Source organism: Luteimonas marina (genome assembly GCF_007859325.1).
Classification (GTDB): domain Bacteria; phylum Pseudomonadota; class Gammaproteobacteria; order Xanthomonadales; family Xanthomonadaceae; genus Luteimonas; species Luteimonas marina.
This window is the reverse complement of record NZ_VOHK01000001.1, coordinates 125172-152074: the sequence shown is the minus strand read 5'-3', so window position 1 is coordinate 152074 and position 26903 is coordinate 125172. Positions and strand designations below refer to the sequence as shown.

Genomic DNA, 26903 nt, shown 5'->3' with positions numbered 1-26903 from the left:
CTGGGAATGACAGCGGCTTGCAGCCGGATACCGTCAGGCTCCCGGCTTCACGTATTTCTTCTCGCCGGCGGTCACGGCGAGGTCGAGGCGGTTCTCCGGCGGCGGCAGCGGGCAGGTCGCGTAGTCGGTGAACACGCAGGGCGGGTTGTAGGCGCGGTTGAAATCGACGACCACCGAGCCGTCGGCGGCGGGCGCGTCGGTGTAGAGGTAGCGGCCTGCGGCATAGCTGTCGTGCCCGCTGGTGCGGTCGGCGAAGATCAGGAACAGGCCGCCATCCTCGCCTTCCAGCGCCTCGAGCCGGTAGCTCGCGCCGCCGCGTTCGAACTCGACCACGCCCGGGTTGGGCTGCGCATCCTGCATGCTCAGGATGTCCATGATCGGAATGGTCTTGCCCGGCGGATGCGGCACGAAGCGGGCGCCGACCCGCCACGACGGGTCGGCCGGCCAGTAGTCGAGAGGCCCCAGCCCGGTCAGGGTCGCGGCCTCGGCGTGCTTGACGCGCAGGGCCCTGCGGCCGCCGCGCTCGATCAGCATCAGCTGGCCCTTGCCGTCGTCGAAACCGACGACGGTCGGCGCTTCCGCATGGTCGGAATGCAGTTCGAAGCGATCCTTCGCGGGCTCTCCGTCCACGGTCAGGGCCGCGTCCTTCTCCGGCGCCAGGGTCACCTTGTTGCCCTGCCGCTGCAGCATGCCCATCTTCTCCGGGCCCTTGGCCAGGCGGATGCCGTTGGTCGCGCCGCTGCCGACGTAGTGGGCGTTGAGCTCGATCCAGTGCAGGCCGATCAGACTGGCCCAGCCATCGGGTTGGAGCAGGCTTTCGCGGCGCTGCGCGCGCCAGGCCTCGTTCTCCGCCACGAACGCGGGATCGGCCGGCGCCGCGTTCGCGCCGTCCTCCGACGCATCGCCGGCGGCGCCGGTTCCACCGCCGCTGCACGCCGCCAGCATCGCCGCCAGCGCCATGCACGGGATCATCACCAGGCCTTTCGTCATCTCAACGTCCCCTCAGGAACCAGCGGTCGATTTCGGGCAGCGGGAAATGCGCCCAGGTCGGTCGTCCATGATTGCATTGTCCGGAGCGCTCCGTCGCCTCCATCTGCCGCAGCAGCGCATTCATTTCCGGAATCGTCAGCCGGCGGTTGGCGCGCACGGAACCGTGGCAGGCCATGGTCGAGAGCAGTTCGTCGCGCTTGTCGCGCACGCGCAGGCTCTCGCCGTGCTCGCGCAGGTCGGCGAGCACGTCGCGCAGCAGCGCCTCGGTGTCGCCGTTGGCCAGCAGCGCCGGCACGCTGCGCAGCAGCAGCGACTGCGGGCCGCCGCGCGAGACTTCAAAGCCGAGGTCGGCCAGGGTCGCGGCTTCCTGTTCGGCGACGTCGGCCTCGCGCTCGGACACCGCCACCGCCTGCGGCACCAGCAGCGGCTGGGTGCGCAGGCCCTCGCTGTCGTGCGCGCTCTTCAGCCGTTCGTAGCCGATGCGCTCGTGCGCGGCGTGCATGTCGACCACGATCAGGCCGTCGGCCGCCTCGCTGAGGATGTAGATGCCATGCAGTTGCGCGATCGCGTAGCCCAGCGGCGGCACGCCGGCGGCCTCGTCGGCGCTCGGCAGCGCCGGGCGGTCCTCGTTGGCCGCGTACAGGGCCGCATAGGCCGTGCGCGCCTCGTCGACCGCCAGCCGCATCGGCACCTGCGACGCGGACTGCGGCATGGCATAGGCGGGCACCGCCGCGCCGACCGCGCCCGGCTGGGGAAACGTGCCCGGCGCGACGCCCGGCGCCATCGCAGCGGCGGCATCCGCGGGCGCGACGGCGGACAGGCCGGCGCGCGTGCCGGCCAGCGCGTCGTGCAGCGTGCGGTAGACGAAGTCGTGCACCAGCCGCGAGTCGCGGAAGCGCACCTCGTGCTTGGCCGGGTGCACGTTGACGTCGACGCGCGTCGGGTCGAGTTCGAGGAACAGCACGTAGGCCGGCTGGCGGCCGTGGTACATCACGTCGGCGAAGGCCTGCTTCACCGCGTGCGCGATGTTGCGGTCACGCACCGAGCGGCCGTTGACGTAGACGTACTGCTGGTCGGCGCTGGCGCGCGAGTACGACGGCTGCGCGATCCAGCCGTGCAGGCGCAGGCCTGCGCCTTCGTGCTCGATGCGCAGCGCCTGCTTCGCGAAATCCTCGCCGAGGGTCTCGGCCAGGCGCTCGCCGGTGAACAGGCCGCCGCCGGATTCGGCGAACGCGCGGTAGCGCCGCGACGGCTTGCCGTTGTGCGACACGCGCAGCTCCACGTCCGGGCGCGCCAGCGCCAGCGAGCGCAGCCATTCCTCGACGTGGCCGAGTTCGGTGCGCTCGGCGCGCAGGAACTTGCGCCGCGCCGGCACGTTGTAGAACAGGTCGCGCACCTCGACCGTGGTGCCCTGCGGATGCTGCTTCGGCGCGATCTCGCCGACGCGGCCGCCGTCGACCGCGAGCGCCGCGCCGTGCGCGTCGGCGGCACGCCGGGTCGCGATCAGGAAGCGGCTGACGGAGGCGATCGAAGGCAGCGCCTCGCCGCGGAAACCTAGCGTGGCGACCGCTTCGAGATCGTCGAGGCTGGCGATCTTGCTGGTCGCGTGGCGCGAGACTGCCAGCGGCAGTTCGCCGGCCGGCATGCCGCCGCCGTCGTCGCGCACCCGGATCAAGCGCACGCCGCCTTCTTCGAGGTCGATGTCGATGCGCGTGGCGCCGGCATCGAGCGCGTTCTCCACCAGTTCCTTGACCACCGACGCGGGCCGTTCCACGACCTCGCCGGCGGCGATCTGGTTGATCAGGGTGTCGGGGAGCTGTCGGATCGCCACCTGGGCATGATACCGGCGAAAGGCATCGCGCCTGAAGGCGCTCCTACGGGACGCGGTTCGGGATCCTAGGGACTGCCGCCCGCACCGCCCATCGCCACACGGTCGCCGGCGGCGCGCGCTGCATACAGCGTGCCCGGGGGCGGCTGGCTGGAGAAGTAGGTGTGCACGCCGTCGAGGATCGCGCGCGCCACCGTGCCCTGGAACTTCGGGTCGATCAGGCGCTTTTCCTCGTCCGGGTTGGACAGGAACGCGGTCTCCACAAGCATCGCCGGCATGTCGGAGGTGCGCAGCACGGCGAAGTTCGCACGCTCGATGTGCGGCTTGTGGTTGTTGCCGATGCGCTTGAGGCCGGACAGGATGTGGTTGCCCGCATCCTCGGACGCCTTCATCTGCCCGCTCTGGGTGAGGTCGAGCAGGACGCTGGTGAGCACGTTGTCGTTGGACGAAGTACGCACGCCGCCGATCAGGTCGGCCGCGTTCTCCTTGTCCGCCAGCCAGCGCGCGCGCTGCGACGAGGCGCCGCGCAGCGACAGCACGTACACCGACGAACCCTTGGCGTTGCGGTTCTCGGCGGCGTCGGCATGGATCGAGATGAACATGTCCGCCTTCGCGTCGCGCGCGATGCGGGCGCGGTTGTTCAACGGGATGAACACGTCCTTGTCGCGCACCAGGTGCGCGCGCAGTCCGGGCGTGGCGTTGACCTGGCGCGCGAGTTCGCGCGCGATCGCGAGCGTGATGTCCTTCTCGCGCTTGCCCGACGGGCCGATCGCGCCGGGATCCTGGCCGCCGTGGCCGGCGTCGATCGCGATCACCAGCGGGCGGGTGCCGGCGGTGATGGTGCGGGTCGCGGGCGGTGGCGGTGCCGGCGTCGCGGCCACGGCGGGCGCCGCCGGCGGGGAAGTAGACGGCACCGCTCGCGGCAACGACGGATCGTTCGTTGACTGCGGCTGCGGCGGCGATGCCGGATTCGATACCTGCGAGGTCGCGGGCGCCTGCGTGGCCCGCATTTCGGCGACGAGGCGCGAGGTTGCGGCAGCGGACGCGACGGCGGGGTCCTGCGCCGTTGCGGCGGGCGCAACCGCGGACGGCGCGGAAGAAGTCTCCGCCTGCGCGGGCGCGACCGTCGTCGTCGCGGCGATGATCTGCGCGATCGGATCGCCCTGGCCGTCGCCCGGCCACTCGATCACCAGGCGCGTGCCCTGCGGGCCGGTCTCGTAGCGCGGCTTCAGCGCCACCACGGGGGCGGCGAGATCGAACACGATGCGGGTGGTCCCCGGCTCCGGCTTGCCGCTGCGCACCGTCTTCACCACGCCCTCGGGGGGCGGCAGCGCGATGCGCGCGGCCAGGCTGCTGCCGGGGAGGTCCACCACCAGCCGGTGCGGGTTCTGCAGCGAGATCAGGCGGAATTCGGCCTCCCGGTCGACCCGCAGCTCGGCCCGGGTCCCGGTGGGCCCGCTGTCGAGCTGCACGGCCCGGATTTCGGCCGCGTGCGCGAGATTCCAGACCAGCGCCGCCAGCAGGGCGAGGCCGAGCAGAATCTGTTGGACGTTGATCCCCCGGGTGCGCATGGCGTCTAGTCAATCACCGATGACTGTGATTTGCAACGCACTTTCCCTTTCAAATCGGCCACCTGCCGACCTTTCCTATGGGTTCGGTTCAGGTGTCGGACGCAACTGGGCCCCGACCCCGAGCGCCTCCAGCCAGGCCAGGCCCGCCTCGCTGGCGGATTCCAGGGTGGCCTCGCGGCCCGTCCCGGCCACCGCGAGCCGCACATGCAGGTCGGGCGCGGGCAGACCGCCCGTGCCGCGCTCGGGCCATTCCACCAGCCACAGGACCGCGTCGCTGTCGTCCAGCCCCAGGAACTCCAGCTCGCCGGCGTCGCCGATGCGGTACAGGTCGAGGTGCAGGGCCTCGCCCCCGGCGGCCAGCGGGTAGCGTTCGACCAGGGTGTAGGTCGGGCTGCGGACGGTGCCGGTCACGCCCAGCGCGCGCAGCCATGCGCGGGCGAGCGTCGATTTGCCGGCGCCGAGGTCGCCCTGCAGGTAGACCACGGCGCGCGCGGGCGCGCTGCGTGCGAGTTCCCCGGCCAGCGCGATTGTCGCGGTTTCGTCGGGCAGGTGCCGCGGGGTCACGTCCGCGGTCCGCCGTTCGCCCAGAGGCGCATTCCGTCCAGCAGGTCGCTCGGCAGCAGTCCGCGCTCCCCCGCCTGCGCGGCCGCGGCGTCGCCGGCGACCGCGTGCAGCAGGGCCCCGCAGCAGGCCGCCTCGAAGGCTTCGAAGCCCTGCGCCCGCAGCGCGGCGATGCAGCCGGTGAGCAGGTCGCCCATGCCGCCCACCGCCATGCCCGGGTTGCCGGCCGCGATCACGCGCGGCGTCTGCTCCGGCGCGGCGACCAGGGTGCCGGCGCCCTTGAGCACCACCACGCAGCCGAACATCTCGGCCAGCAGGCGCGCCGCGGCGAAGCGGTTGGCCTGCACCTCGGCCACGGTGAAGCCGAGCAGGCGCGCGGCCTCGCCCGGGTGCGGGGTCAGGATCGTGCCGGCGGGCAGCATCCTCGTGCGCTGCGCCAGCAGGTTCAGCGCGTCGGCATCGAGCACCAGCGGCTTCGACGCCGCCAGCGCCTGTTCGTACAGCGCCGATCCCCAGGCGTCCTGCCCGAGCCCGGGTCCGAGCGCGACCACGTCAGCCCGCTCGACCAGGGTCCCCAGCCGCTCACCCGCCTCAATGCCCTGCGCCATCACTTCCGGACGCCGCGCCAGCACCGCGGTCACGTGCGCGGGCTGCGTGGCCACGCCCACCAAGCCGGCGCCGCAGCGCAACGCAGCGTCCGCCGCCAGCATCACCGCGCCGCCCTTGCCGAGGTCGCCGCCGATGCACAGCACGTGGCCGCTGTCGCCCTTGTGCGCGTCGCGCGCGCGCGGGGCGATCCAGCCGCGCAGGTGGGTGGCGTCGAGCCGCAGCGCGGCCACGGGCGCGCCGGCGAGGTCGTCTTCGACCTCGAGCGCGGCAACCAAAAGCGTGCCGGCGCAGCGCGGCGCGGTCCCCGTGTACAGCCCCGCGTGCGGCGCGAGGAACTGCAGCGTATGCGTCGCGCGCACCACGCGGCCCGGCGCGCTGCCGCGGTCGGCGTCGAGGCCGCTGGGCACGTCCAGCGAGAACACCGGCAGGCCGGAGGCGTTGATCGCGTCGATCACCTTGGCGGCGTCCGCATCCGGTTCGCGCGACAGGCCGATGCCGAACAGCGCGTCGACGATCAGCTCGGCCTTGCCGAAGCCGTCGCTGAAGGCCTTGATCCTTCCGCCCGCCTTCCGGTACGCATCGCAGGCGCGCTGCGCCAGCTCCGTGCGCGGACGATGCGCGTCGATGCGCAGCACGCGCGCGTCGCGCCCGGACTGGTGCGCGTAGCGGCACAGCTCGTAGCCGTCGCCGCCGTTGTTGCCGGGTCCGCAGACCACGACGATGCGCTGCACCTCGGGCCAGCGCGCCAGCAGTTCGCGCCAGGCGGCCTGCCCGGCGCGCGCCATCAGCGCGAAACCGTCGCCGAGGCGCGCGCCGGCCTGGGTCTCCAGCGCGCGCAGGGCCGCGCTGTCGTACAGCGGCGTGCCCCGGTCGGTGGAATCGGCGTCCATCGCGCGGATTCTATACTTCGGCCGTGTCGACGCCCGCCGCCCGCGCCCGCCTCCCCGACCCGGCCACGCTCGCCCTGCGCATCAAGGCGCTGGCGCGCGAAGCCGGCTTCGGGCGCTGCGGCATCGCCGGCGTCGAACTGGGCGAGGACGAGGCCTTCCTGCGCACCTGGCTGGCGCAGGGCCTGTACGGGACGATGGACTGGATGGCGCGGCACGGCGACAAGCGCTCGCGGCCGCAGGAACTGGTGCCCGGCACGCTGCGCGTGATTTCGGTCGGACTGGACTACGGCCAGGACCCGGACCAGGCCTGGCGCACGCTCGACGACGGCGAACGCGCCTACGTCGCGCGCTACGCGCTCGGCCGCGACTACCACAAGCTGATGCGCCACCGCCTGCAGAAGCTCGCCGATCGCGTCGCCGCCGAGGTCGGCCCGTTCGGCCATCGCGTGTTCGTCGACTCGGCGCCGGTGCTCGAACGCGCGCTGGCGCGCAACGCCGGGCTCGGCTGGATCGGCAAGCACACTTGCCTGATCGACCGCGACGGCGGCTCGTGGTTCTTCCTCGGCGAGATCTACGTCGACCTGCCGCTGCCGGTCGACCCGCCCGCCAGCGCGCACTGCGGCACCTGCGTGCGCTGCATCGACGTCTGCCCGACGCAGGCGATCGTCGCGCCGCACCGGCTCGACGCGCGACGCTGCATCTCCTACCTCACGATCGAGCACGAAGGCAGCATCGACGAGGCACTGCGCCCGCTGATCGGCAACCGCATCTTCGGCTGCGACGACTGCCAGCTGGTATGCCCCTGGAACAAGTTCGCCAGGCGCACCGACGAGCCGGATTTCCGCGCCCGCAACAATCTGGACCAGGCCACGCTGGCCGAGCTGTTCGCGTGGAGCGAGGACGAATTCCTGCAGCGCACCGAGGGCTCGCCGATCCGCCGCAGCGGCCATTCGCGCTGGCTGCGCAACATCGCCGTGGCGCTGGGCAATGCGCCGACGTCGCCGGAGGTTGTCGCCGCGCTGCGGTCGCGAAGCGATGCGGCCGATCCGGTCGTACGCGAGCATGTCGAATGGGCGCTGCGTCGCCACGAAGCCCGAACGTGACGCGGGACATGAGCCTCGTCATTCCGGCGAAAGCCGCAATCCATTTTGACGTTGGCCTTGTGTTCCTACCCTGAAAGGAATCAACAGCAAAATGGATTCCGGCTTTCGCCGGAATGACGACTGGAAATTCTGCGGCTTCACTCCATGAGGACGCAGCTCAAGAACGCGCCTTCAGCTCCGCCAGCAGCGCACGCGTCACCGGATCGTCCACCTCCGCCCCGCCCTCCAGCGCCGGCAGCAGCCTGTTCGCCACCTGCTTGCCCAGTTCGACGCCGAACTGGTCGAAGGCGTTGATGCCCCACGCCACCGACTGCAGGTAGACGCTGTGCTCGTACAGCGCGATCAGCGCGCCGAGCGAGCGCGGCGTCAGCGCGTCGAGCAGGAGCAGCGTGCTCGGGCGGTTGCCGGCGTAGGCGCGGTGCGGATCGTCGCTGGCCTGGCCGTTCGCCAGCGCCTCGGTCTGCGCCAGCAGGTTCGCCAGCAGGGCGCGATGGTTTTCGGCGTGGCCGTCCTCGCTGTTGACCACGCCGATGAAGTCCGCCGGCACCACCTGGGTGCCCTGGTGCAGCGCCTGGAAGAAGCTGTGCTGGGTGTCGGTGCCGGGGCCGCCCCACCACACCGGCACGGTCTGCTCGTCGAGCGGCGCGCCGTCGAGCCGGGCCGACTTGCCGAGGCTTTCCATCACCAGCTGCTGCAGGTAGTTCGGCAGCAGCTTCAGGCGCTCGTCGTAGGGCAGCACCGCCTGGGTGGCGAGGCCGAGCGCGTTGCGGTTCCACAGCGCGGTCAGCGCATGCAGGAAGGCGAGGTTTTCGCGCGGCGCGGCGGTGACCGCATGCGCATCGAGTTCGGCGGCGCCGGCCAGCAGTGCCTCGAAGCGGTCCATGCCGATCGCCAGCGCGATCGGGAAGCCGACCGCCGACCACAGCGAATAGCGCCCGCCGACCCAGTCCCACATCGGCAGGATGCGCTCGGGCGCGATGCCGAAGGCGGCGGCCCGCTCGACGTTGGCGCTGACGCCGTACACCCGTGCGTCGTCGCCCAGCCACTCGCGCACGATGCCGCCGTTGAGCAGGGTTTCCTGGGTACCGAAGGTCTTGGAGATCAGGATCGCAGCGGTCTTCGCCGGATCCAGGCCCGCCAGCGTGCGCCGGGCGGCGTTGCCGTCGACGTTCGACAGGAAGTGCACGCGCAAGCGCGCGCCGGGCAGCGCCAGCGCGTCCGCGACCAGGCGCGGTCCAAGGTCGGAGCCGCCGATGCCAACGCTGACGATGTCGGTGACGTCGCTTTTCGCCAGCGCGTCGATCATCGCCGCCATGCGCTTGCGCGCCTCGCGCGCCTGCGCGGCGCATTCGCGCGCCAACGGTGCATCCGAGGCCTCGCCGCGCAGCGCGGTATGCAGGGCGGCGCGGCCTTCTGTGGTGTTGACGGTCTCGCCGTCGACCAGCCGGCGCATCGCCGCCGCGAAACCCGCCGTCTCCGCGAGCGCGAACAGCGCATCGAGCGCCTGCGCGTCGTAGCGCTGGCGCGCGAAGTTCGCGTACAGCGGGCCGACCCGCAGCGCCAGCGTGGCGGCGCGATCGGCCTCGCTGCGCAGCAGCGAGGAAATCGGCACTTCCTGCAGGCGCCGGGCGTGTCCGCGCAGTCCGGCAAGTCCCGCCGGCACCTCAGGCCGCCTGTGCCGGAATGGCGGTATTGGTGTGCGTCATCCGGTTCTGCTGGTCGACGTAGACCAGCGTCGGCTTGAAGCGCGCGGCCTCGGCTTCCTCGCAGGTACCGTAGGCGCAGATGATGACCAGGTCGCCGGGCCGGGCCTTGTGCGCGGCGGCGCCGTTGACCGAGATCACGCCGCTGCCGGCCTCGCCACGGATGGCATAGGTCGCGAAGCGTTCGCCATTGTTGACGTTGTAGATCTCGATCCGCTCGTACTCGCGGATGCCGGACAGCTCCAGCAGGCGCTCGTCGATCGCGCACGAGCCTTCGTAGTGCAGCTCGGAATGGGTCACCGTCGCACGGTGGATCTTGGCCTTGAGCAGGGTCAGTTGCATGTCGATGCCGTGGGGAAAACCGGGAGAATTTTGCGAGAAGCGCAGTATAGGCCCGGTTTTCTGCATCGCAACATGACCCCGGCCGCGGTTCAGCCGGTCCGCGGGATGTCCAGGTTGTCGATCAGCCGGGTGCGGCCAAGGCGGACGGCGACCAGTGCCACCAGCGGGCCGTCGAAATCGTTTCCGGCCGCTTCCAGCGCGGGCGTGCGGACCACCGCGTAGTCCACCGAGAAGCCAGCCGCCGCGAGGCGCTCGCTGGCCCGGGCCTCCACCCTGTCGATCGGCGTGCCCGCACCGATCGCATCGCGCATCGCCAGCAGCGTGCGATGGATCTCCGGCGCGGTCGCGCGCTCCGCGGCGTCGAGGTACTGGTTGCGCGAACTCATCGCCAGCCCGTCGGCCTCGCGTCTGGTTTCACCGGCAAGCAGTTCGACCGGGAAGGCGAGGTCGCGCACGAGGTAACGGATCACCGCGAGCTGCTGGTAGTCCTTGCGTCCGAACGCGGCCACGTCCGGCTGCACCTGGTTGAACAGCCGCGACACCACCGTCGCCACCCCGTCGAAGTGGCCGGGACGATGCGCACCGTCGAGCACGTCGGTGATGCCCGGCACGCGCATGCGCACGGCGTTCTCGGCACCGTAGGGATACATCGTCTCCACCGACGGCAGCCACAGCGCGTCGCAGCCCGCGGCCTCGAGCCCGGCCGCGTCGGCTTCCGGCGTGCGCGGGTAGCGCGCGAAATCCTCGTTCGGCCCGAACTGGGTCGGGTTGACGAACACGCTGGCGACCACGCGGTCGGCATGTCCTCGCGCCAGTTCCACCAGCGAGTAATGCCCGGCGTGCAGGTTGCCCATCGTCGGCACCAGGGCCACGCGCAGGCCTTCGCGCTTCCAGCCCGCCACGCGCGCGCGCAGGGCGTCGAGGGTCTCGAGGATGTCGATCATGGCCGGCCGCGATCAGTCGTAGGCGTGTTCCGCGCCCGGGAAGCTGCCGTCGCGCACCGCCTCGACGTAGGCACGCACCGCGCCGGCGACCGAGCCGCCCTCGGCGAGGAAATCCTTGACGAACTTCGGCCGCCGGTGGCCGGTGTCGAGGCCGAGCACGTCGTGCAGCACCAGCACCTGGCCGTCGCAGTGCGGGCCGGCGCCGATACCGATGGTCGGGATCGGCGAGGCTTGCGTGATGTCCGCCGCGAGCGCGGACGGCACGCATTCGAGCACCAGCAGCGAGGCCCCCGCCTCGGCGACCGCGAGCGCATCGGCGCGCAGCTGCGCCGCCGCCGCGGCCTCGCGCCCCTGCACCCTGTAGCCGCCGAAGCGCAGCACCGACTGCGGCGTCAGGCCCAGGTGCGCGGACACCGGAATCTCGCGCGCGGCGAGGAAGCGGATCGCGGCCAGCTTGTGCGGGCCGGCGCCTTCGAGCTTGACCATGCCCGCGCCCGCCTGCAGCAGGCGCGTCGAGGCCTCCAGCGCGCGTTCGGGCGTCGCGTCGGCCTGGAACGGCAGGTCGGCCAGCAGCAGCGCGCGGCGCAGGCCCTTCGCCACCGCGCGCACGTGGTAGGCGATGTCGTCGACCGTGACCGGCAGGGTCGAATCGTGCCCCTGCACCACCATACCCAGCGAATCGCCGACGAGAATGATGTCGGCGCCGTTGGCGTCGAACACGCGCGCGAAGCCGGCGTCGTAGGCGGTCAGCATCGCCAGGCGCCGGCCCTCCCGCCGCGCCTGCGCGAGGTCGGGGACGGTCACGGGTTTCAGCGGCGCGGGCGTGCTCATGACGCTAGGGTAGCGCTTCGATGCCGCCGGCATCCAACGCCGCCAGCGCCTGCGCGACGGTGCCGACGCCGGGGATGACCGCGTCGAGGGCGATGTCGGCCAGCGGCAGCAGCGCGAACGCGCGCTCGTGCAGGTGCGGGTGCGGCACCCGCAGTCCCGGCTCGTCGATCACCGCACCACCGTGCAGCAGCAGGTCGAGGTCGAGCGTGCGCGGGCCCCAGCGGTCGCTGCCGTCGGCGGCGCGCTCGCGCCCGAAGCGCCGCTCGATGTCGAGCAGGCCGTCGAGCAGTTCGCGCGCGGACAGCGCGGTTTCGAGCGTGGCCGCGGCATTGATGAAGTCCGGCTGCTCGCGCCGCCCCCAGGCCGGGGTGCGGTAGAAGCGAGACGCGCGCAGCAGGCGCGTGCGCGGCAGGGTGTCGAGCGCGGCCAGCGCCTGCGACAGCGCGTGCGCCACGTCCCCGACGTTGCCGCCGAGGCCGACGCAGGACATCACGGGGGTCATTCGCCGGCCGCGTGGCTGCGCCGGCGACGGCGGCGGCGCTTGCGCGGGACCTCCGCCTCCTCGCCGCCTTCGGCGGCGGGATGGTGCGCGATCGCCGCGTCCGGATTGCCCTGCGCTTCCTGCCAGAAGGCGATGTCGTCCTCGTGCGCGGGCGATGCGGCCCGGCGCAGCACCAGGAAATCGAAGGCCGCGCGAAAGCGCGGATGCGACAGCGTGCGCACCACCCGCTTGCGCTGGCGCTGCGAGAAGCGCGACTGCATCAGCCAGATCTCCTGCATCGGCAGCGAGAACCGGCGCGGCAGCGCGATCGTATTGAGCTGGTGCAGCGTGACCCGGTCGGCGGCGCGGCGCTCGGCTTCCACCGTATGCAGCCCCTGCGCCTGCAGCGCCATCAGCGCACGGCAGTAGGCCGGCCACAGCAGCACCGCGAACAGGAACGCCGGCGAGACCGGCTCGTCGGCGGCCACGCGCCGGTCGGTGCCGCGCAGTCCCTCGACCAGCATCCGCCGCAGCGCGCCGCTGCGGTTGGCGTCCAGCGCCGCGGCGCTCTCGGGGAACAGCGCGGCCAGCAGGCCATGCCGCTCCAGCCCCTCGAAGCTCGCCACCGCATGCCCGGACAGGAACAGCTTCAGGCACTCCTCGAACAATCGCGCCGGCGCGGCCTCCGACAGCAGCGGCGCCAGCCGCGGCAGCGGCTCGGCGGAGCCGGGCGCGATGTTGAAGCCGAGCTTGGCCGACAGCCGGACCGCGCGCAGCATGCGCACCGGATCCTCGCGGTAGCGCGTCTCCGGGTCGCCGATCAGGCGCATCACCCGGTGGCTGACGTCGTCGAAGCCGCCGACGTAGTCGCGCACCGAGAAGTCGGCGATGTCGTAGTACAGCGCGTTGGCGGTGAAGTCGCGGCGGACCGCGTCGTCCTCGATCGTGCCGTAGACGTTGTCGCGCAGCAGGCGGCCGTCGTCGTGCACCTGGCGGTCGCCGCTGCCGTCGTCGACGTTGGCGCGGAAGGTGGCGACCTCGATGATCTCGCGGCCGAACACCACGTGCGCCAGGCGGAAGCGGCGCCCGATCAGGCGGCAGTTGCGGAACAGGTGCTTGACTTCCTCCGGCGTGGCGTCGGTGGCGACGTCGAAGTCCTTGGGCGCCTGCCCGGCCAGCAGGTCGCGCACCGCGCCGCCCACCAGGCAGGCCCGGTGCCCGGCCTCGTGCAGGCGGTACAGCACGCGCAGCGCGTTGGGGCTGATGCCCCGGCGCGAGATGGGGTGCTGGTCGCGCGGGATGATCCGCAGCGAAGTGGAAACGGATGGGTCGTGGGTCGGCATGCGGCCTGGCGGTATGGGTGCGGGGGCCGATGTTCGACGCCCTGATCGTTGCTATACTAGCAAGCTGCATCGACCCCTTGCCCAATCGGGCAGGCCCGGTGCAGCCGGTCGTCCAGCCGGCGCTGCACCTGCAGCACCCCTGCTCCCTTCGTCTAGAGGCCTAGGACGTGGCCCTCTCAAGGCTAAAACACGGGTTCGAATCCCGTAGGGAGCGCCATTTTCGAAAGGCCCGCGCAAGCGGGCCTTTTTCATTGTGTGCGGGCGGATCGCTGGCCCCCACCCCAGCCCGCCCCCGCTTGCGGGGGAGGGGGAACAAGCGCGCGAATGCGAACCCTTCGCAGCATCCCGTCGACGCCTGTTCTAAAATTTCGTTTCCGCGCCAGGACCCCTCCATGCCCTTCGTCGTCACCGAGAACTGCATCAAGTGCAAGTACACCGACTGCGTCGAGGTGTGCCCGGTCGACTGTTTCCACGAGGGCCCGAACTTCCTGGTGATCGATCCGGACGAATGTATCGACTGCACCCTGTGCGAGCCGGAGTGCCCGATCAACGCGATCTATCCGGAGGACGACGTGCCCGCCGGACAGGAGCCGTACGTGGCGCTGAACGCCGAACTCTCGAAGGAGTGGCCGGTGATCACCACGCGCAAGGATCCCCTGCCCGACGCCAAGGACTGGGAAGGCAAGCCGGACAAGCTGCCGCTGCTCGAGCGCTGAGGCGCGGTTGCGCGGACACACGCGCCGGAAACCCGGCGCCCTGGAACGCGAAAGGCGCCTTGCGGCGCCTTTCCTGGTTGCGGTCGGGACAGCCTCAGCCGCCCGCGAGCGCGGCCCTCAGCGCCGCGATCAGGCGCGCCGGCGGCTCGCCCGCGGCCGGCAGGCCGCGCGGATCGACCGCCGAGACGTAGGCGCCGGTGTCGGTCTTGGTCACGCGCACGAGGAACTTGGCGTCGCCGTAGTCGACGTCGTAGGTGCCGAGCAGCTGCGCGCGATTGACCACGGTCAGGCCTTGCGTCGCGGCCAGCACCTCGCCGACGCGGTTGAAGACTTCGTCGCGGTCGCCGGCGACGGCGAAGCCGTTCGGCTGCGCGCTGCCCGCGGCCGCCGTGGCCGAACGCGTGACCGAACCGGTTTCCGGCAGCTGCATCGCGGCCGAGGTGTCGGGGCGGTCCAGGTCCGGCGGCACCTCCAGCGGACGGCTCTCGGGGCTCTGGGTATAGAGGTCGCTGCCCTTGCGGAACCACTTGCAGCCGCTGGTGCCGAGCACGGCGACGGCGACCAGGGCCACCGCGAGCATGCGGATCAGGGGGCGGGAATGACGCATCGTTCGGTTCTCCTGCAGGAAAAGGGGGTCAGGCCGCGATCGGTTCGCGGAGGCTGCGTTCGAGTGCCTCGGCCTGCGCGGCGATGCGCGTGGCCGTGGCCTGGTGGATGTCCGACAGCGGGGTCAGCGGCAGGCGCAGGCCGCGACCGAAGCCGAGCCGTTCGAGCACGGCCTTGACCGGGATCGGGTTGGGTTCGAGGCCGGCGAACTCGTGGAACGCCGCCAGCCCGGCATTCCACGCCTCGGCCTCGGCGCGCCGGCCGCCGAGGGCCAGGTCGCACAGCCTGCGCACGGCGGCCGGGACCAGGTTCGACACCACCGAGACCACGCCGTTCGCGCCCGCGAGCATCGCCTCGGCCGCGCTCGCATCGTCGCCGCCGAGCACCGCGAAGCCGTCCCGGCGCAGCGACCGCCAGGCCTGCAGGCGCGCCGGCTCGCTGCAGGCTTCCTTGACGCCGACGATGCGCGGATGTCCCACCAGCGCGGCCACGCTCTCCGGCAGCAGGTCGCAGCCGGTGCGCGCGGGCACGTTGTAGATCACCAGCGGCAGGCTGTCGTCGTCGGCCAGCGCACGGTAGTGCGCCAGCAGGCCGGCCTGGGTCGGGCGCACGTAGGGCGGCGTGACCACCAGCGCGGCGTCGGCGCCGAGTCCCGCGGCGCGGCGGGTCTGCTCGATGGTCTTCGCCGTGCTCGACTGCCCGGTCCCGGCCAGTACCGGAACGCGGCCGGCCACGCATTCGACCGCGGTGCGCAGCAGCGCGTCGTACTCCGCCTCGTAGAGCGACGAAGCCTCGCCCGTGGAGCCGGCGACGACGACGGCCTGCGTGCCGCCGTCGAGCTGTGCCTGCAGCAGGCGGCGCCAGGCGTCGAGATCGACCTCTCCCGCCGCCGTGAACGGCGTCGCCAGCGCGGTGATGCTGCCGGAAAGTCGCAAGTGGGAAGCTCTCGTGCGAAGGCCCGCGCGGGCGCACGGACGGATGGTCTTCGATGCCGGCATGTTACTTGCGGCCCGGAAGCACGGGCAAGTATGCTGGCCGCCGTGCCCGACCCCGTTCGGGCTACCGTTCAGAACCGAAGGCTTCACAGAATCACCCTGCCGCGGACGCCGCCTTGACCGATCCAGACACCGCTTCCCGGCCCTCGCCGAACGAGAACTACCTGCTGATCAACGCCTACACGACGCATCCGGCATCGCCGCTGCTCGCCGTGTCGCGGCGGATCGCCGACAGCGGCTGCAACCTCGTCGACACCCGCCTGTCCACGGTCGGCCGCGACGTCTCGGTGACCGCGCTCGCCACCGGCTCCTGGGACTCGGTGGCCAAGCTCGAGGCGATGCTGACCCGGCTCGAGCGCGAGGAAGAGCTGAAGCTGGTCTGGTACCGCACGGGTCCGAAGCCGGTGCAGTCGAACCTGCTGCCCTACATCGTCGAGGTGGTGGCGGCCGACAAGCCGGGCATCCTGTTCCAGCTGGCCGACTTCTTCGACCGCCAGGGCATCACCATCGAAAGCCTGCACTGCTCGCGCTACCGGGCGATGCAGACCGGCGCCGACATGTTCTCGGCGCAGGTCACCATCGGCGTGCCGGCGAACATGCACATCGCCGCGCTGCGCGACGACTTCCTCGAGTTCTGCGACCACCTGAACCTCGATGCGATCATGGATCCGATGAAGTTCTGATGGTTCCCGCACACCCTTCGGATGTCATTTCGAACGCAGTGAGAAATCTGCTCTTCGAGCAGCTCCGCGCTGAAGCAGATTCCTCACTGCGTTCGGAATGACACCCGCAAGGGCGGAATGACAAGCTTCAAGGGATGACGAGTTCTGGAATGATCGCGACCGGCAAAGCGCTTCCGAAATCCACCCTCAAGCTGCCGCTGGCCCTGTCCGGCGGCGACACCACCACCCTCGCCGACCATGCCGGCCAGTGGCTGGTGCTGTACTTCTACCCGAAGGATTCGACCCCCGGCTGCACCACCGAGGGGCTCGACTTCAATGCCCTGCTGCCGAAGTTCAAGCGCCTGGGCGCGACCGTGCTCGGCGTCTCGCGCGACTCGGTGAAATCGCACGACAACTTCTGCGCGAAGCAGGGTTTCAGGTTCCCGCTGGTCAGCGACGCCGACGAGAAGCTGTGCAAGGCCTTCGACGTGATCCACGAGAAGAACATGTACGGCCGCAAGGTGCTGGGCGTGGTCCGCAGCACCTTCCTGCTCTCGCCCGACCAGCGCCTGGCCGCGGAATGGCGCGGGGTGAAGGTCGCCGGCCACGCCCAGGCCGTCCTCGACGCCCTGAAGACCGCGCAGGCATAGGTCGGGGCCAGCCCCGACACCGACGCAAAATGAAACCCGACCCCATCCCCGACGCAAACGAACCCCGGCCGTCGGGCGCGTAGCCCCGACCCACCAACCACGGAAGCCAAGCGACCGATGATGACCCAAGGCAAGCGCCTGTACGTGCTCGACACCAACGTCCTGATGCACGATCCGACCGCGCTGTTCAAGTTCGAGGAACACGACGTGTTCCTGCCGATGCAGGTCATCGAGGAACTCGACAACGGCAAGAAGGGCACGTCGGAAGCCAGCCGCAACGCGCGCCAGGTCAGCCGCTTCATCAACGAGCTGATCGAGGCGCAGGGTACCGACAAGATCGCCACCGGGCTGGTGCTCAACCGCCCGAACGCGCTGCAGCTGCGCGGCGCGGCCAGCATCGGCAAGCTGCGCTTCCAGACCACGGTGCCGAAGGAGGACAAGACCTCGTTCGGCGCGGTCGCGCCCGACAACCGCATCCTCGGCGCGATCCTGCAGCTGCGCCGCGACGAACCCGACTTCCCGGTGGTGTTCGTCTCCAAGGACATCAACCTGCGGATCAAGGCCGCGATCGCCGGCATCGTCAGCGAGGACTACGAGAACGACCGCGCGCTCGACGACTTCAGCCTGCTCTACACCGGCGCCAACGCGCTGCCGGAGGACTTCTGGCAGCGCCACGGCAAGGACCTCAAGTCCTGGACCGACAAGGGCCGCACCTACTACGAAGTCGCGGTCGATGCCGACAACGACTGGTACCCGAACCAGTACCTCTACCTGCCCGGCGACGACGAAGCCGAGTTCCGCGTGACCAAGGCCGAAGGCGGCAAGGCGGTGCTGCAGATCGTCGACGACTACCGCGGCAGCCAGCACGCGGTCTGGGGCATCACCGCGCGCAACCGCGAGCAGAACTTCGCGCTCAACGCGCTGATGGACCCGGAGGTCGACTTCGTCACCCTGCTCGGCACCGCCGGCACCGGCAAGACCCTGCTGGCGCTGGCCGCGGGCCTGGCGCAGACCATGGACCAGCAGCGCTACCGCGAGATCATCATGACCCGCGCCACGGTCAGCGTGGGCGAGGACATCGGCTTCCTGCCCGGCACCGAGGAGGAAAAGATGACGCCGTGGATGGGCGCGCTGACCGACAACCTCGAAGTGCTCACCCACAACCAGGAAGGCGGCAGCTGGGGCCGCGCGGCGACCAACGACCTGCTCGCCTCGCGCATCAAGATCCGCTCGCTCAATTTCATGCGCGGCCGCACCTTCCTCTCGCGCTACCTGATCCTGGACGAGGCGCAGAACCTCACGCCCAAGCAGATGAAGACCCTGGTCACGCGCGCCGGCCCGGGCACCAAGATCGTGTGCCTGGGCAACGTCGAGCAGATCGACACGCCCTACCTCACCGAGACCACCTCGGGCCTGACCTACGCCGTCGACCGCTTCAAGAACTGGGCGCACAGCGCGCACGTGACGCTGCGGCGCGGCGAGCGTTCGCGGCTGGCGGACTACGCGTCGGAAGTGCTCTAGGCCCCGTCATCAACACCACCTGTCATTTCGACCGAAGGGAGAAATCCGCCCGCCGACGCGCGGGCGGTCACATGGCCATCAGGCGATCTGCGACAGGATTTCTCCCTATGGTCGAAATGACAGGGAGATTTCTCCCTCCGGTCGAAATGACGGATTGGGCGACACCCCGATGAACGGACGCACGCTACCCGCATGAACGCACGCCCGTCCGACGCCGCCCCCAAGCCCAGCCGCGCCGACAGCCGACCGAGCCTGCGCGAGCGCTTCGACGCGATGCGCAACCTGCCGCCGTTCCTGAAGCAGATCTGGGCCACGAGCCCGGCGCTGTCGATCACCAGCATCGGCCTGCGCCTGGTGCGCGCGTTCCTGCCGATCCTGACGCTGTACGTCGGCAAGCTGATCATCGACGAGGCGATCCGGCTGGTCGGGCTCGGCCTCGACTTCGATTCGCTGGGCGAGGCCTGGCGCAGCGGTCTGCTGAACCACCTGCTGTGGCTGCTGGCGCTGGAATTCGGGCTCGCGATCCTGTCGGACCTGCTCGGGCGGATCGTCAGCTACGCCGACGGCCTGCTGTCGGAGCTGTTCACCAACGCCACCAGCGTGCGCCTGATGGAGCACGCGGCGACGCTCGACCTGGAGGACTTCGAGGACCCGGACCTGCAGGACAAGCTCGACCGCGCGCGCCGGCAGACGATGGGCCGCATGAACCTGATGGGCCAGCTGTTCGGGCAGGCGCAGGACATGATCACCGTGGTCAGCTTCGCGATCGGCCTGCTGGTCTACGCGCCATGGCTGATCCTGCTGCTCGCGATCGCGCTGATCCCCGCCTTTGTCGGCGAATCGCACTTCAACGCGCTCGGCTACTCGCTGAACTTCCAGTGGACACCCGAGCGCCGCCAGCTCGAGTACGTGCGCCAGACCGGCGCCAGCGTCGAGACGGCGAAGGAAGTGAAGATCTTCAACCTGCACCGGTTCCTGATCGAGCGCTACCGCACGCTGGCGCAGAAGTTCTTCGTGGCCAACCGCGCGCTGGCGCGCAAGCGCGCGATCTGGGGCACGCTGCTCGCCGCGCTCGGCACGCTGGGCTACTACGTCGCCTACGGCTACATCGCCTGGCGCACGGTCAAGGGCGATTTCACCATCGGCGACCTGACCTTCCTCGCCGGCAGTTTCCGCCGCCTGCGGCAGCTGCTCGAAAGCCTGTTGATCGGCTTCTCCCAGGTCGCCGGGCAGGCGCTGTACCTCGACGACCTGTTCTCGTTCTTCGAGATCGAGCCGGAGATCAAGTCGCCAGAAAACCCGGTGCCGTTCCCGAAGCCGATCGCACGGGGCTTCGTGTTCGAGGACGTGGGCTTTCGCTACCCGGGCGCCGAGCGCTGGGCGGTGCGGCACATGGACTTCGAGCTGCGCGCGGGCGAGGTGCTGGCGCTGGTCGGCGAGAACGGCGCCGGCAAGACCACCCTGGTCAAGCTGCTGGCGCGGCTGTACGACCCGGACGAGGGCCGCATCCTGCTCGACGGGCGCGACCTGCGCGACTACGACATCGACGCGCTGCGCGCGAACATCGGCGTGATCTTCCAGGACTTCGTGCGCTACCACCTGACCGCCGGCGAGAACATCGGCGTCGGCCAGATCGACCGCATGGACGATCGCGCGCGGATCGAGGACGCGGCGCGGCGGGCGATGGCCGACGAGGTGGTCGACTCGCTCCCGAACGGCTACGACCAGCTGATCGGCCGCCGCTTCAAGACCGGCGTCGACCTGTCCGGCGGCCAGTGGCAAAAGATCGCGATCGCGCGCGCCTACATGCGCGACGCGCAGGTGATGATCCTCGACGAACCCACCGCCGCGCTCGACGCGCGCAGCGAGTTCGAGGTGTTCCAGCGCTTCAAGGAACTGTCCGACGACCGCACCGCGGTGCTGATCTCGCACCGCTTCTCCAGCGTGCGCATGGCCGACCGCATCCTGGTGCTGGCCGAGGGCAAGGTCGAGGCCAGCGGCACGCACGAGCAGCTGATGGCGCAGGGCGGGCGCTATGCGGAGCTGTTCGAGCTGCAGGCGGCGGGGTACCGGTAGAGGGGCGATCCGTCCCCCGATCGTCATCACGACGAATTCCGGTCGTCATCCCGGCGAAAGCCGGGATCCATCTTGACTTTGGCCTTTGACCTCTTCGTCCAGCGACATCGACGACGGCAAAATGGATCCCGGCTTTCGCCGGGATGACGGGCCATGGTTCGCGATGCTGCCCTGCTCCCCGCAAACCATCGGTCCGGACAACATGCCCCGCTCCGCCCCACCCCAAAAATGAGAACCGGTCTCATCCGTCCGCTATAATGCCGGGCTGCGCTTCCAAGGTTCCCGCCCCGCATGTCCTCCGCCTTCGGCACCGAGACGGTGCTCGACGTCCGCCACTGGACGGACAGCTACTTCAGCTTCACCACCACCCGCGACGACGGTTTCCGCTTCGAGAACGGCCAGTTCGTGATGATCGGGCTGCAGACCGGGGGCAAGCCGCTGCTGCGCGCCTACTCGATCGCCAGCGCCAACTGGGAGGAGCAGCTCGAGTTCTTCAGCATCAAGGTGCCCGACGGCCCGCTGACCTCGCGCCTGCAGCACGTCCGGCCGGGCGACGAGGTGCTGATCGGCCGCAAGCCCACCGGCACCCTGCTGATCAGCGACCTGCACCCGGGCCGCAACCTGTACCTGCTCGGCACCGGCACCGGGCTCGCGCCCTGGCTGTCGATCGTCAAGGACCCGGAGACCTACGAGCGCTTCGACAAGGTGGTGCTGTGCCACGGCGTGCGCCAAGTGCAGGACCTCGCCTACCGCGACTACTTCGTCAACGAACTGCCGCACCACGAATACCTGGGCGAGCAGATCGCGGCCAGGCTGCTGTACTACCCCGCCGTGAGCCGCGAGCCCTTCGTGTTCCGCGGCCACGACCACCAGGGCCGCCTGACCGAGCTGATGGCCGACGGCCGGATGATGGCGCACCTCGGCCTCGACCCGCTCGACCCGGTGAAGGACCGCGCGATGATCTGCGGCAGCCCGCAGATGCTGGCCGACTTCCGCGCCCTGCTTGACGGTCGCGGCTTCACCGCCGCGCCGCGCATCGGCACGCCGGGCGACTACGTGTTCGAACGCGCCTTCGTCGAGAAGTAGCGGCGCTCGTCGTAGAATCGAAGCATCCCCAAAAGGAAGGCGACGATGAAGATCCTGGTCCCGGTCGACGGCAGCGACATCAGCACCCGCGCCCTGAAGCATGCACTGGCCCTGTCCAAGGCCTTCGCCAAGCCCTGCCGGATCGTGGTCGTGGCGGTGGACGACGCGCTGTTCCCGGGCGTGGAGCGCAAGATCGGCGCCAAGGCGGCGCGCGAGCACCACGCCGCCAACTTCGCGCGCATGTTCGCGCCGGCGAAGAAGGCGGTCGAGCGCAGCAAGGCCGACGCGGCCTTCGTCGAAATCGTCGACGACGTCGCCAGCGGCATCCTCAAGACCGCGGGCAAGGAAAAGAGCGACCTGATCGTGATGGGGTCGCGCGGCAACGGTTCGATCAAGGGCACGCTGCTCGGCTCGGTGTCGATGAAGGTGCTGGCCGGCAGCAAGGTGCCGGTGACTATCGTCCACTGATCCCGCGGGCCGATTGCCCGCCCGGCCCGGGTCAGCCCAGCGCCGCCTCGATGTCCTTGCGCAGCGATTCTGGCGTGTCGTTCGGCGCGTAGCGCTTGAGCACTCGCCCGTCGCGGCCGACGAGGAACTTGCTGAAGTTCCACTTGATCGCGTCGATGCCGAGGAAGCCGCCCTTCTCTTCCTTCAGCCACGTCCACAGCGGATGCGCGCCGTCACCGTTGACCTCGACCTTGGCGAACATCGGGAAGTCGACGTCGTAGGTCAGCGAGCAGAAATTGTGGATCTCGGCCTCGTCGCCCGGCTCCTGGTGGCCGAACTGGTCGCAGGGGAAACCGAGCACCACCAGGCCGCGGTCGCGGTAGTCCTGCCACAGCTGCTGCAGCCCGGCGTACTGCGGCGTGAAGCCGCATTTCGAGGCAACGTTGACGATCAGCAGCACTTCGCCTGCGTAGGCTGACAGCGACGCCGGCTGGCCGTCGATGCCGGTGGCGGAGAAGTCGTAGGCGGTGGTCATGCTCAGTGTCCGGAGGGGCGTGCGCGCAGCGGCGCGGCGAAGGGCTTGATGCCGAGCTCGGTGAAGATCTCGCTCGGGTAGTACACGGTGTCGCCCTTGATCACGGTGGTGACCTTGCGGATGTCCCCGATGTCGGTCGTGGGATCGCCGTCGACCAGCAGCAGGTCGGCCTGCTTGCCGGGCGTGATGCTGCCGAGCCGGTCGAGCACCTTCGAGTACTTCGCGCCGTTCCAGGTCGCCACCTGCAGCGCCTGCGCCGGGGTGAGGCCGGCACGCACGTACAGCGCCAGCTCGTGCTGCAGGGTGAAGCCCGGCACCTCGTCGGTCCCGGCCACCAGCGGCACGCCGGCGCGCCAGGCGCGCCCGACGAACTCCACCATCCTGGCGAACGACCTGCGGTAGAGATCGCCGGTCGCATCGTCGGGGATGTCCATCTCGGCCACGCGCCGGCCGCGCTGCACGTCGGGCGGCACATGCGCCTCGATGCCGGCGAAGATCGGCGACATCTCGCCGTTGCGCTGGTGCAGGAACTCGAAGGTCGCCAGCGTCGGGTCGATCACGATCTGCTTGCGCGCCAGCGTGGCGATGAAATCCTGCACCGGCTTCGAGTCGAGGTCGAGGCCGGCCACCTCGCGCGCCGGTAGGTAGAAGCGTTCCAGCGTGCGCGTGTCGGTCTGCGGCTTGACCAGGAAGTTCAGCATCAGCTGGTTGATGTGCTGGATCTCGTCGTAGCCGGCATCGATCGCGTCCTGCGCGCGCAGGAACACCGGCACGTGGCCGCTGACGAGCAGGCCCTTCGCGTGCGCATAGGCGACGGTCTCGGCGAGGATCTCCTTCGGGAATGAGTTGTAGACCTTGATCTGGAGATAGCCGTGCCCGGCGTACCAGTCGATCGCCTCCTTCGCGCCGTCGAGGTCGCCGACCACGAAGCCGTTGCGCGCGGACTGCTGGCTCTCGCCCTCGAGGAACCCGGTCGCCACGATGCGCGGCATCAGCAGCGTGCCCGCGCGCTCCTCGGCCATCACCTGCTGCAGTGTCGCGTTGTCGTTGCCCATGTCGCGCACCGAGGTGACGCCGGTGGCGATGTCGAGCCCGCCGCTCCAGCGGTCCATGTGCGCATGCATGTCGAACAGGCCCGGCAGCAGGACCCTGCCGTCGGCGTCGATGACATGGTCGGCGCCGGCGGTTTCCCCGCCGGCGGCCGAGACCGAGACGATGCGCCCGTCGCGCAGCAGCACGTCCGAGGCGGGTCCGAGCCTGGCGTGCTCGCTGTCGAACACGCGCGCGCCGCGGATCAGCGTCGTGCCGCGCAGCGGATGCGCGAGCCGCTGCTGCAGCGCCGCCAGCGCCTCGCCCTCGGCGGTCTTCTGCAGCGCCTCGAGCGCGTCCGCATTCCCTTCCCAGCCTTCCTCGACCAGTTGCACGAAGCCGGGGAAGATGAAGGCGAACAGGCGCGGGCGCGCCTCGTCCGTGGCCCAGGCGAAGCTCGGGGTGAAGCCCACGCCGGTCACCGCCAGCAGCTGCACCGTGCGCGCTTCGTCGCCCTTGCGCACCTGCGCCTCGGCCACCTTGCGCGCGCTCAGCGTGCCGCTCGGGATCAGCGGCAGCCTGCCGTCGGGCCGCGCCGCGAGCGCGGCCATCGCGACCGACGCCACCGCCGGCGTGCCCCCCAGCGGCGAATACTGCGCTCCCGGCGCGACGCGCTGTTCGCCGGCATCCGAAGTCGACTTCCACCTGGCCACGCCATCGGCGAATTCGAAGCTTTCGTCGACCGGCGCGCCGAACGTCGACGTGCCGCTGACGCGATAGGTGCGGAAGGTGCCGTCCGCGTTCAGCGTGAACTCTTCCTTCAGCTCGGGGCCGCGGCCGTTGTCCTTGAAGATGAAATCGACACGGGTGACACCGTCGTCGCCCTGGACCACGGTCTGCTGCCCGGCCTTCGTGCCGCCGTCGACCAGGGCCACGTAGCGCAGCGTCTGCGCCGCGTGGACCGGCGCGGCCAGCGCCAGCGCAAGGAGAAGAAGGAAGGTGCGCTTCATCGGGGATCTCCGGATTCCTGCAGGCACGGCAGGCCGCCGCGCCCGGGTTCGAGGCCGCAGTGTAGACCCGGACAGGCCGTGGCCATATGCCTTTCGTCATGGGCCCGTCCCGGGGGCTTGGGCTACCCTTGGGGTTTCGATCCTCGAGGTAGGCCACTGATGAAACACCCGCTCGCCGCGGCCCTCGCCGTCGCACTGACCGCCGCCGTGTCCGCCGCGGCATCCGCCCAGACCACAGGTGATGGCCCGGTGAACACCCAGTCCTCCGCCTCCGCCGAACGCGACGCCTCCAACCCGCTGTTCGTCGAAAGCCCGCTGCCGCTGAAGTACCCGCAGTTCGACAAGCTCAGGGACGAACACTTCGCCCCCGCGTTCGACGCCGGCATGGCGCGCAACCTCCAGGAGATCGACGCGATCGTCAACCAGCGCTCGATGCCGACCTTCGAGAACACGATCCTCGCGCTGGAGAAGTCCGGCAAGCTGCTGGGCAACGCGCGCCGCATCTTCGGCAACCTCAACGGCACCGACACCAACGACGCGCGCAAGAAGATCAACAACGACTACGCGCCGAAGTTCGCCGCGCACCGCGATGCGATCATGCTCAATCCCGGGCTGTTCCAGCGCGTCGAGGCGGTCTACAACCGGCGCAACGACATCGGCCTGGACGCCGAGGGCGTGCGCCTGGTCGAACGCTACTACGACGGTTTCGTCCGCGCCGGCGCCAAGCTGCCGGATGCCGACAAGGCCCGCCTCCGGGAAATCAATGCCCGCTCGGCCGCGCTCGGCACCGAGTTCTCCAACCACGTGCTCGACGAGGTCAACGATTCGGCGGTGCTGGTCGACGATGTCGCCGAACTGGCCGGGCTGACCGAGGCGCAGGTCTCCGCGGCCGCCGCCGCGGCCAAGGCCAAGGGACACGAGGGCAAGTACCTGCTGACCCTGCTCAACACCACCGGCCAGCCGCTGCTGCCGCAGCTCGACAACCGCGCCCTGCGCGAGCGCATCCACAAGGCCTCGGTCGCCCGCGGCAGCCGCGGCAACGAGTGGGACAACACCGGCCTCGTCGCCGAAGTGCTGGCACTGCGCGACGAGCGCGCGAAACTGCTCGGCTTCGAGAATCACGCCGCCTTCATCCTCGCCGACGAAACCGCCGGCACCGTCCAGGCGGTCAACGACATGCTCGGCCGCCTCGCCCCGGCGGCTGTCGCCAACGCGCGGCGCGAGGGCGCGGACCTGCAGGCGATGATCGACCGCGAGCAGGCCGCGAAGGGCGAACCGACCTTCCAGCTCGAGCCCTGGGACTGGAGCTACTACACCGAGAAGGTGCGCAGGGACAAGTACGCCTTCGACGACAACGAGCTCAAGCCCTACTTCGAGATGAAGAACGTGCTGGAGAACGGCGTGTTCTTCGCCGCGACCCAGCTCTACGGCATCACCTTCAAGGAACGCACCGACCTGCCGAAGTACCATGCCGACACCTGGACCTACGACGTCTTCGACAAGGACGGCAAGCCGCTGTCGATCTTCATCTTCGACCCCTACGCGCGCCCGTCCAAGCGCGGCGGCGCGTGGATGAATTCCTACGTCGGCCAGTCCGAACTCGAGGGCACGCTGCCGGTCGTGGCCAACCACCTCAACGTTCCCAAGCCACCGGCCGGCGAGCCGACCCTGCTGACCTGGGACGAGGTGACCACCACCTTCCACGAATTCGGCCACGCCCTGCACGGCATGTTCTCGGACGTGAAGTACCCCTACTTCTTCATGAACGTGCCACGCGACTTCGTCGAATTCCCGTCGCAGGTCAACGAAATGTGGGCCGACTGGCCCTCGATCCTCGCCAACTACGCCAGGCACCACCGCAGCGGCGAACCGCTGCCGCAGGCGCTGCTGGACAAGAAGATGGCCTCGGCCACCTTCAACGAAGGCTTCGCCACCACCGAGTATCTCGGCGCGGCGGTGCTCGACCAGTACGTGCACCAGCTGCCGAAGGAGCGCCTGCCCGCCGCGGGCGACGTCATGGCCACCGAAGCCGCCGCGCTCAAGGCCGCGGGCCTCGACTATGCGCCGGTGCCGCCGCGCTACCGCACGCCCTACTTCAGCCACATCATGGGCGGCTATTCGGCCGGCTACTACGCCTACATCTGGTCGGAAGTGCTCGACGCGAACACGGTCGAGTGGATCAAGGCCAACGGCGGCCTGGCGCGCGCGAACGGCGACCGCCTGCGCGACACGCTGCTCTCGCGCGGCGGTGCGAAGGATGCGGGCCAGCTGTTCGTCGACTTCACCGGCCACGCGCCGGAGATCGAGCCCCTGCTGAAGAAGCGGGGGCTAGACGCGGCGCCGGCGAACTGAATCGCCCGTGCTCCACGCGAAC

General features: G+C 70.2%; 24 protein-coding genes and 1 tRNA gene. 10 read left to right on the top strand and 15 right to left on the bottom strand.

Annotated elements, in window-relative coordinates; translation table 11 throughout:
• Window positions 1–33: 33 nt before the first annotated feature.
• The 5 genes from FQY83_RS00715 to FQY83_RS00695 all read right to left on the bottom strand — a co-directional run bounded on the left by FQY83_RS00715 (window position 34) and on the right by FQY83_RS00695 (window position 6449).
• A complete protein-coding gene (locus tag FQY83_RS00715) occupies window positions 34–990 on the bottom strand; it encodes a DUF1684 domain-containing protein (protein WP_238333353.1) in 957 nt (318 codons plus the stop codon).
• 1 nt (window position 991) lies between these two features.
• Window positions 992–2821, bottom strand: coding sequence for a DNA mismatch repair endonuclease MutL (mutL, locus tag FQY83_RS00710; protein WP_146384187.1), 1830 nt, complete (start codon window positions 2819–2821; stop codon window positions 992–994).
• A gap of 65 nt (window positions 2822–2886) precedes the next feature.
• Window positions 2887–4389 (bottom strand): N-acetylmuramoyl-L-alanine amidase, encoded by a 1503-nt coding sequence (locus FQY83_RS00705; protein ID WP_146384185.1) that lies wholly within the window; start codon window positions 4387–4389, stop codon window positions 2887–2889.
• A gap of 75 nt (window positions 4390–4464) precedes the next feature.
• Window positions 4465–4953 carry a tRNA (adenosine(37)-N6)-threonylcarbamoyltransferase complex ATPase subunit type 1 TsaE gene (gene tsaE / locus FQY83_RS00700; protein WP_146384183.1) on the bottom strand — a complete coding sequence of 163 codons (489 nt, stop codon included), beginning with the start codon at window positions 4951–4953 and terminating at the stop codon, window positions 4465–4467.
• Window positions 4950–6449, bottom strand: a complete 1500-nt coding sequence (locus FQY83_RS00695) for an NAD(P)H-hydrate dehydratase (RefSeq protein WP_146384181.1) — start codon at window positions 6447–6449, stop codon at window positions 4950–4952. Before FQY83_RS00695 ends, tsaE begins: the two co-directional genes overlap by 4 nt.
• A gap of 23 nt (window positions 6450–6472) precedes the next feature.
• On the opposite strand from FQY83_RS00695, the gene queG reads away from it, so the two are divergent.
• Window positions 6473–7552, top strand: coding sequence for a tRNA epoxyqueuosine(34) reductase QueG (gene queG, locus FQY83_RS00690; RefSeq protein ID WP_146384179.1), 1080 nt, complete (start codon window positions 6473–6475; stop codon window positions 7550–7552).
• 157 nt (window positions 7553–7709) lie between these two features.
• Here the strand turns inward: queG and pgi are convergent, their stop codons facing one another.
• From pgi to pcnB, 6 genes are all read right to left on the bottom strand, one after another.
• A complete protein-coding gene (pgi, locus tag FQY83_RS00685; protein ID WP_146384177.1) occupies window positions 7710–9215 on the bottom strand; it encodes a glucose-6-phosphate isomerase in 1506 nt (501 codons plus the stop codon).
• 1 nt (window position 9216) lies between these two features.
• Complete coding sequence (gene panD / locus FQY83_RS00680; RefSeq protein WP_146384175.1) at window positions 9217–9597, bottom strand: aspartate 1-decarboxylase; 381 nt, start codon at window positions 9595–9597, stop codon at window positions 9217–9219.
• Between the two features lie 89 nt (window positions 9598–9686).
• Window positions 9687–10541 carry a pantoate--beta-alanine ligase gene (gene panC / locus FQY83_RS00675; protein ID WP_146384173.1) on the bottom strand — a complete coding sequence of 285 codons (855 nt, stop codon included), beginning with the start codon at window positions 10539–10541 and terminating at the stop codon, window positions 9687–9689.
• Window positions 10542–10553: 12 nt separating this feature from the next.
• Entirely contained in the window at window positions 10554–11372 is an 819-nt protein-coding gene (gene panB / locus FQY83_RS00670) for a 3-methyl-2-oxobutanoate hydroxymethyltransferase (RefSeq protein WP_146384171.1), read from the bottom strand.
• 4 nt (window positions 11373–11376) lie between these two features.
• Window positions 11377–11862 carry a 2-amino-4-hydroxy-6-hydroxymethyldihydropteridine diphosphokinase gene (gene folK / locus FQY83_RS00665; RefSeq protein ID WP_238333352.1) on the bottom strand — a complete coding sequence of 162 codons (486 nt, stop codon included), beginning with the start codon at window positions 11860–11862 and terminating at the stop codon, window positions 11377–11379.
• Between the two features lie 8 nt (window positions 11863–11870).
• On the bottom strand, window positions 11871–13196 hold the full coding sequence (gene pcnB, locus FQY83_RS00660) for a polynucleotide adenylyltransferase PcnB (protein WP_146384166.1): 1326 nt from the start codon (window positions 13194–13196) through the stop codon (window positions 11871–11873).
• A gap of 141 nt (window positions 13197–13337) precedes the next feature.
• Between pcnB and FQY83_RS00655 the strand changes: the two genes are divergently transcribed.
• Window positions 13338–13413, top strand: a tRNA-Glu gene (locus FQY83_RS00655).
• A gap of 175 nt (window positions 13414–13588) precedes the next feature.
• Complete coding sequence (gene fdxA, locus FQY83_RS00645; protein ID WP_146384162.1) at window positions 13589–13912, top strand: ferredoxin FdxA; 324 nt, start codon at window positions 13589–13591, stop codon at window positions 13910–13912.
• A gap of 94 nt (window positions 13913–14006) precedes the next feature.
• Here the strand turns inward: fdxA and FQY83_RS00640 are convergent, their stop codons facing one another.
• Both FQY83_RS00640 and dapA read right to left on the bottom strand, forming a co-directional pair.
• Entirely contained in the window at window positions 14007–14519 is a 513-nt protein-coding gene (locus FQY83_RS00640) for a hypothetical protein (RefSeq protein WP_146384160.1), read from the bottom strand.
• Window positions 14520–14547: 28 nt separating this feature from the next.
• Window positions 14548–15453, bottom strand: coding sequence for a 4-hydroxy-tetrahydrodipicolinate synthase (gene dapA / locus FQY83_RS00635; protein ID WP_146384158.1), 906 nt, complete (start codon window positions 15451–15453; stop codon window positions 14548–14550).
• A gap of 176 nt (window positions 15454–15629) precedes the next feature.
• Here dapA and FQY83_RS00630 point away from each other — a divergent pair, with 176 nt between their 5' ends.
• From FQY83_RS00630 to FQY83_RS00605, 6 genes are all read left to right on the top strand, one after another.
• Entirely contained in the window at window positions 15630–16196 is a 567-nt protein-coding gene (locus tag FQY83_RS00630; RefSeq protein ID WP_238333351.1) for a glycine cleavage system transcriptional repressor, read from the top strand.
• A gap of 149 nt (window positions 16197–16345) precedes the next feature.
• Complete coding sequence (locus tag FQY83_RS00625) at window positions 16346–16825, top strand: peroxiredoxin (protein ID WP_146384154.1); 480 nt, start codon at window positions 16346–16348, stop codon at window positions 16823–16825.
• Window positions 16826–16945: 120 nt separating this feature from the next.
• Window positions 16946–18346 carry a PhoH family protein gene (locus FQY83_RS00620; protein WP_146384152.1) on the top strand — a complete coding sequence of 467 codons (1401 nt, stop codon included), beginning with the start codon at window positions 16946–16948 and terminating at the stop codon, window positions 18344–18346.
• A gap of 192 nt (window positions 18347–18538) precedes the next feature.
• On the top strand, window positions 18539–20422 hold the full coding sequence (locus FQY83_RS00615; protein ID WP_146384150.1) for an ABC transporter ATP-binding protein: 1884 nt from the start codon (window positions 18539–18541) through the stop codon (window positions 20420–20422).
• 291 nt (window positions 20423–20713) lie between these two features.
• On the top strand, window positions 20714–21508 hold the full coding sequence (locus FQY83_RS00610) for a ferredoxin--NADP reductase (RefSeq protein WP_146384148.1): 795 nt from the start codon (window positions 20714–20716) through the stop codon (window positions 21506–21508).
• A gap of 45 nt (window positions 21509–21553) precedes the next feature.
• Window positions 21554–21976 carry a universal stress protein gene (locus tag FQY83_RS00605; protein ID WP_146384146.1) on the top strand — a complete coding sequence of 141 codons (423 nt, stop codon included), beginning with the start codon at window positions 21554–21556 and terminating at the stop codon, window positions 21974–21976.
• A gap of 31 nt (window positions 21977–22007) precedes the next feature.
• On the opposite strand, the gene FQY83_RS00600 is transcribed toward FQY83_RS00605, so the two are convergent.
• Both FQY83_RS00600 and FQY83_RS00595 read right to left on the bottom strand, forming a co-directional pair.
• Window positions 22008–22490, bottom strand: a complete 483-nt coding sequence (locus FQY83_RS00600) for a glutathione peroxidase (RefSeq protein ID WP_146384144.1) — start codon at window positions 22488–22490, stop codon at window positions 22008–22010.
• Window positions 22491–22492: 2 nt separating this feature from the next.
• Complete coding sequence (locus tag FQY83_RS00595) at window positions 22493–24529, bottom strand: amidohydrolase family protein (protein ID WP_146384142.1); 2037 nt, start codon at window positions 24527–24529, stop codon at window positions 22493–22495.
• Window positions 24530–24688: 159 nt separating this feature from the next.
• Between FQY83_RS00595 and FQY83_RS00590 the strand changes: the two genes are divergently transcribed.
• Complete coding sequence (locus FQY83_RS00590; protein WP_146384140.1) at window positions 24689–26881, top strand: M3 family metallopeptidase; 2193 nt, start codon at window positions 24689–24691, stop codon at window positions 26879–26881.
• The last annotated feature ends 22 nt before the right edge of the window (window positions 26882–26903 follow it).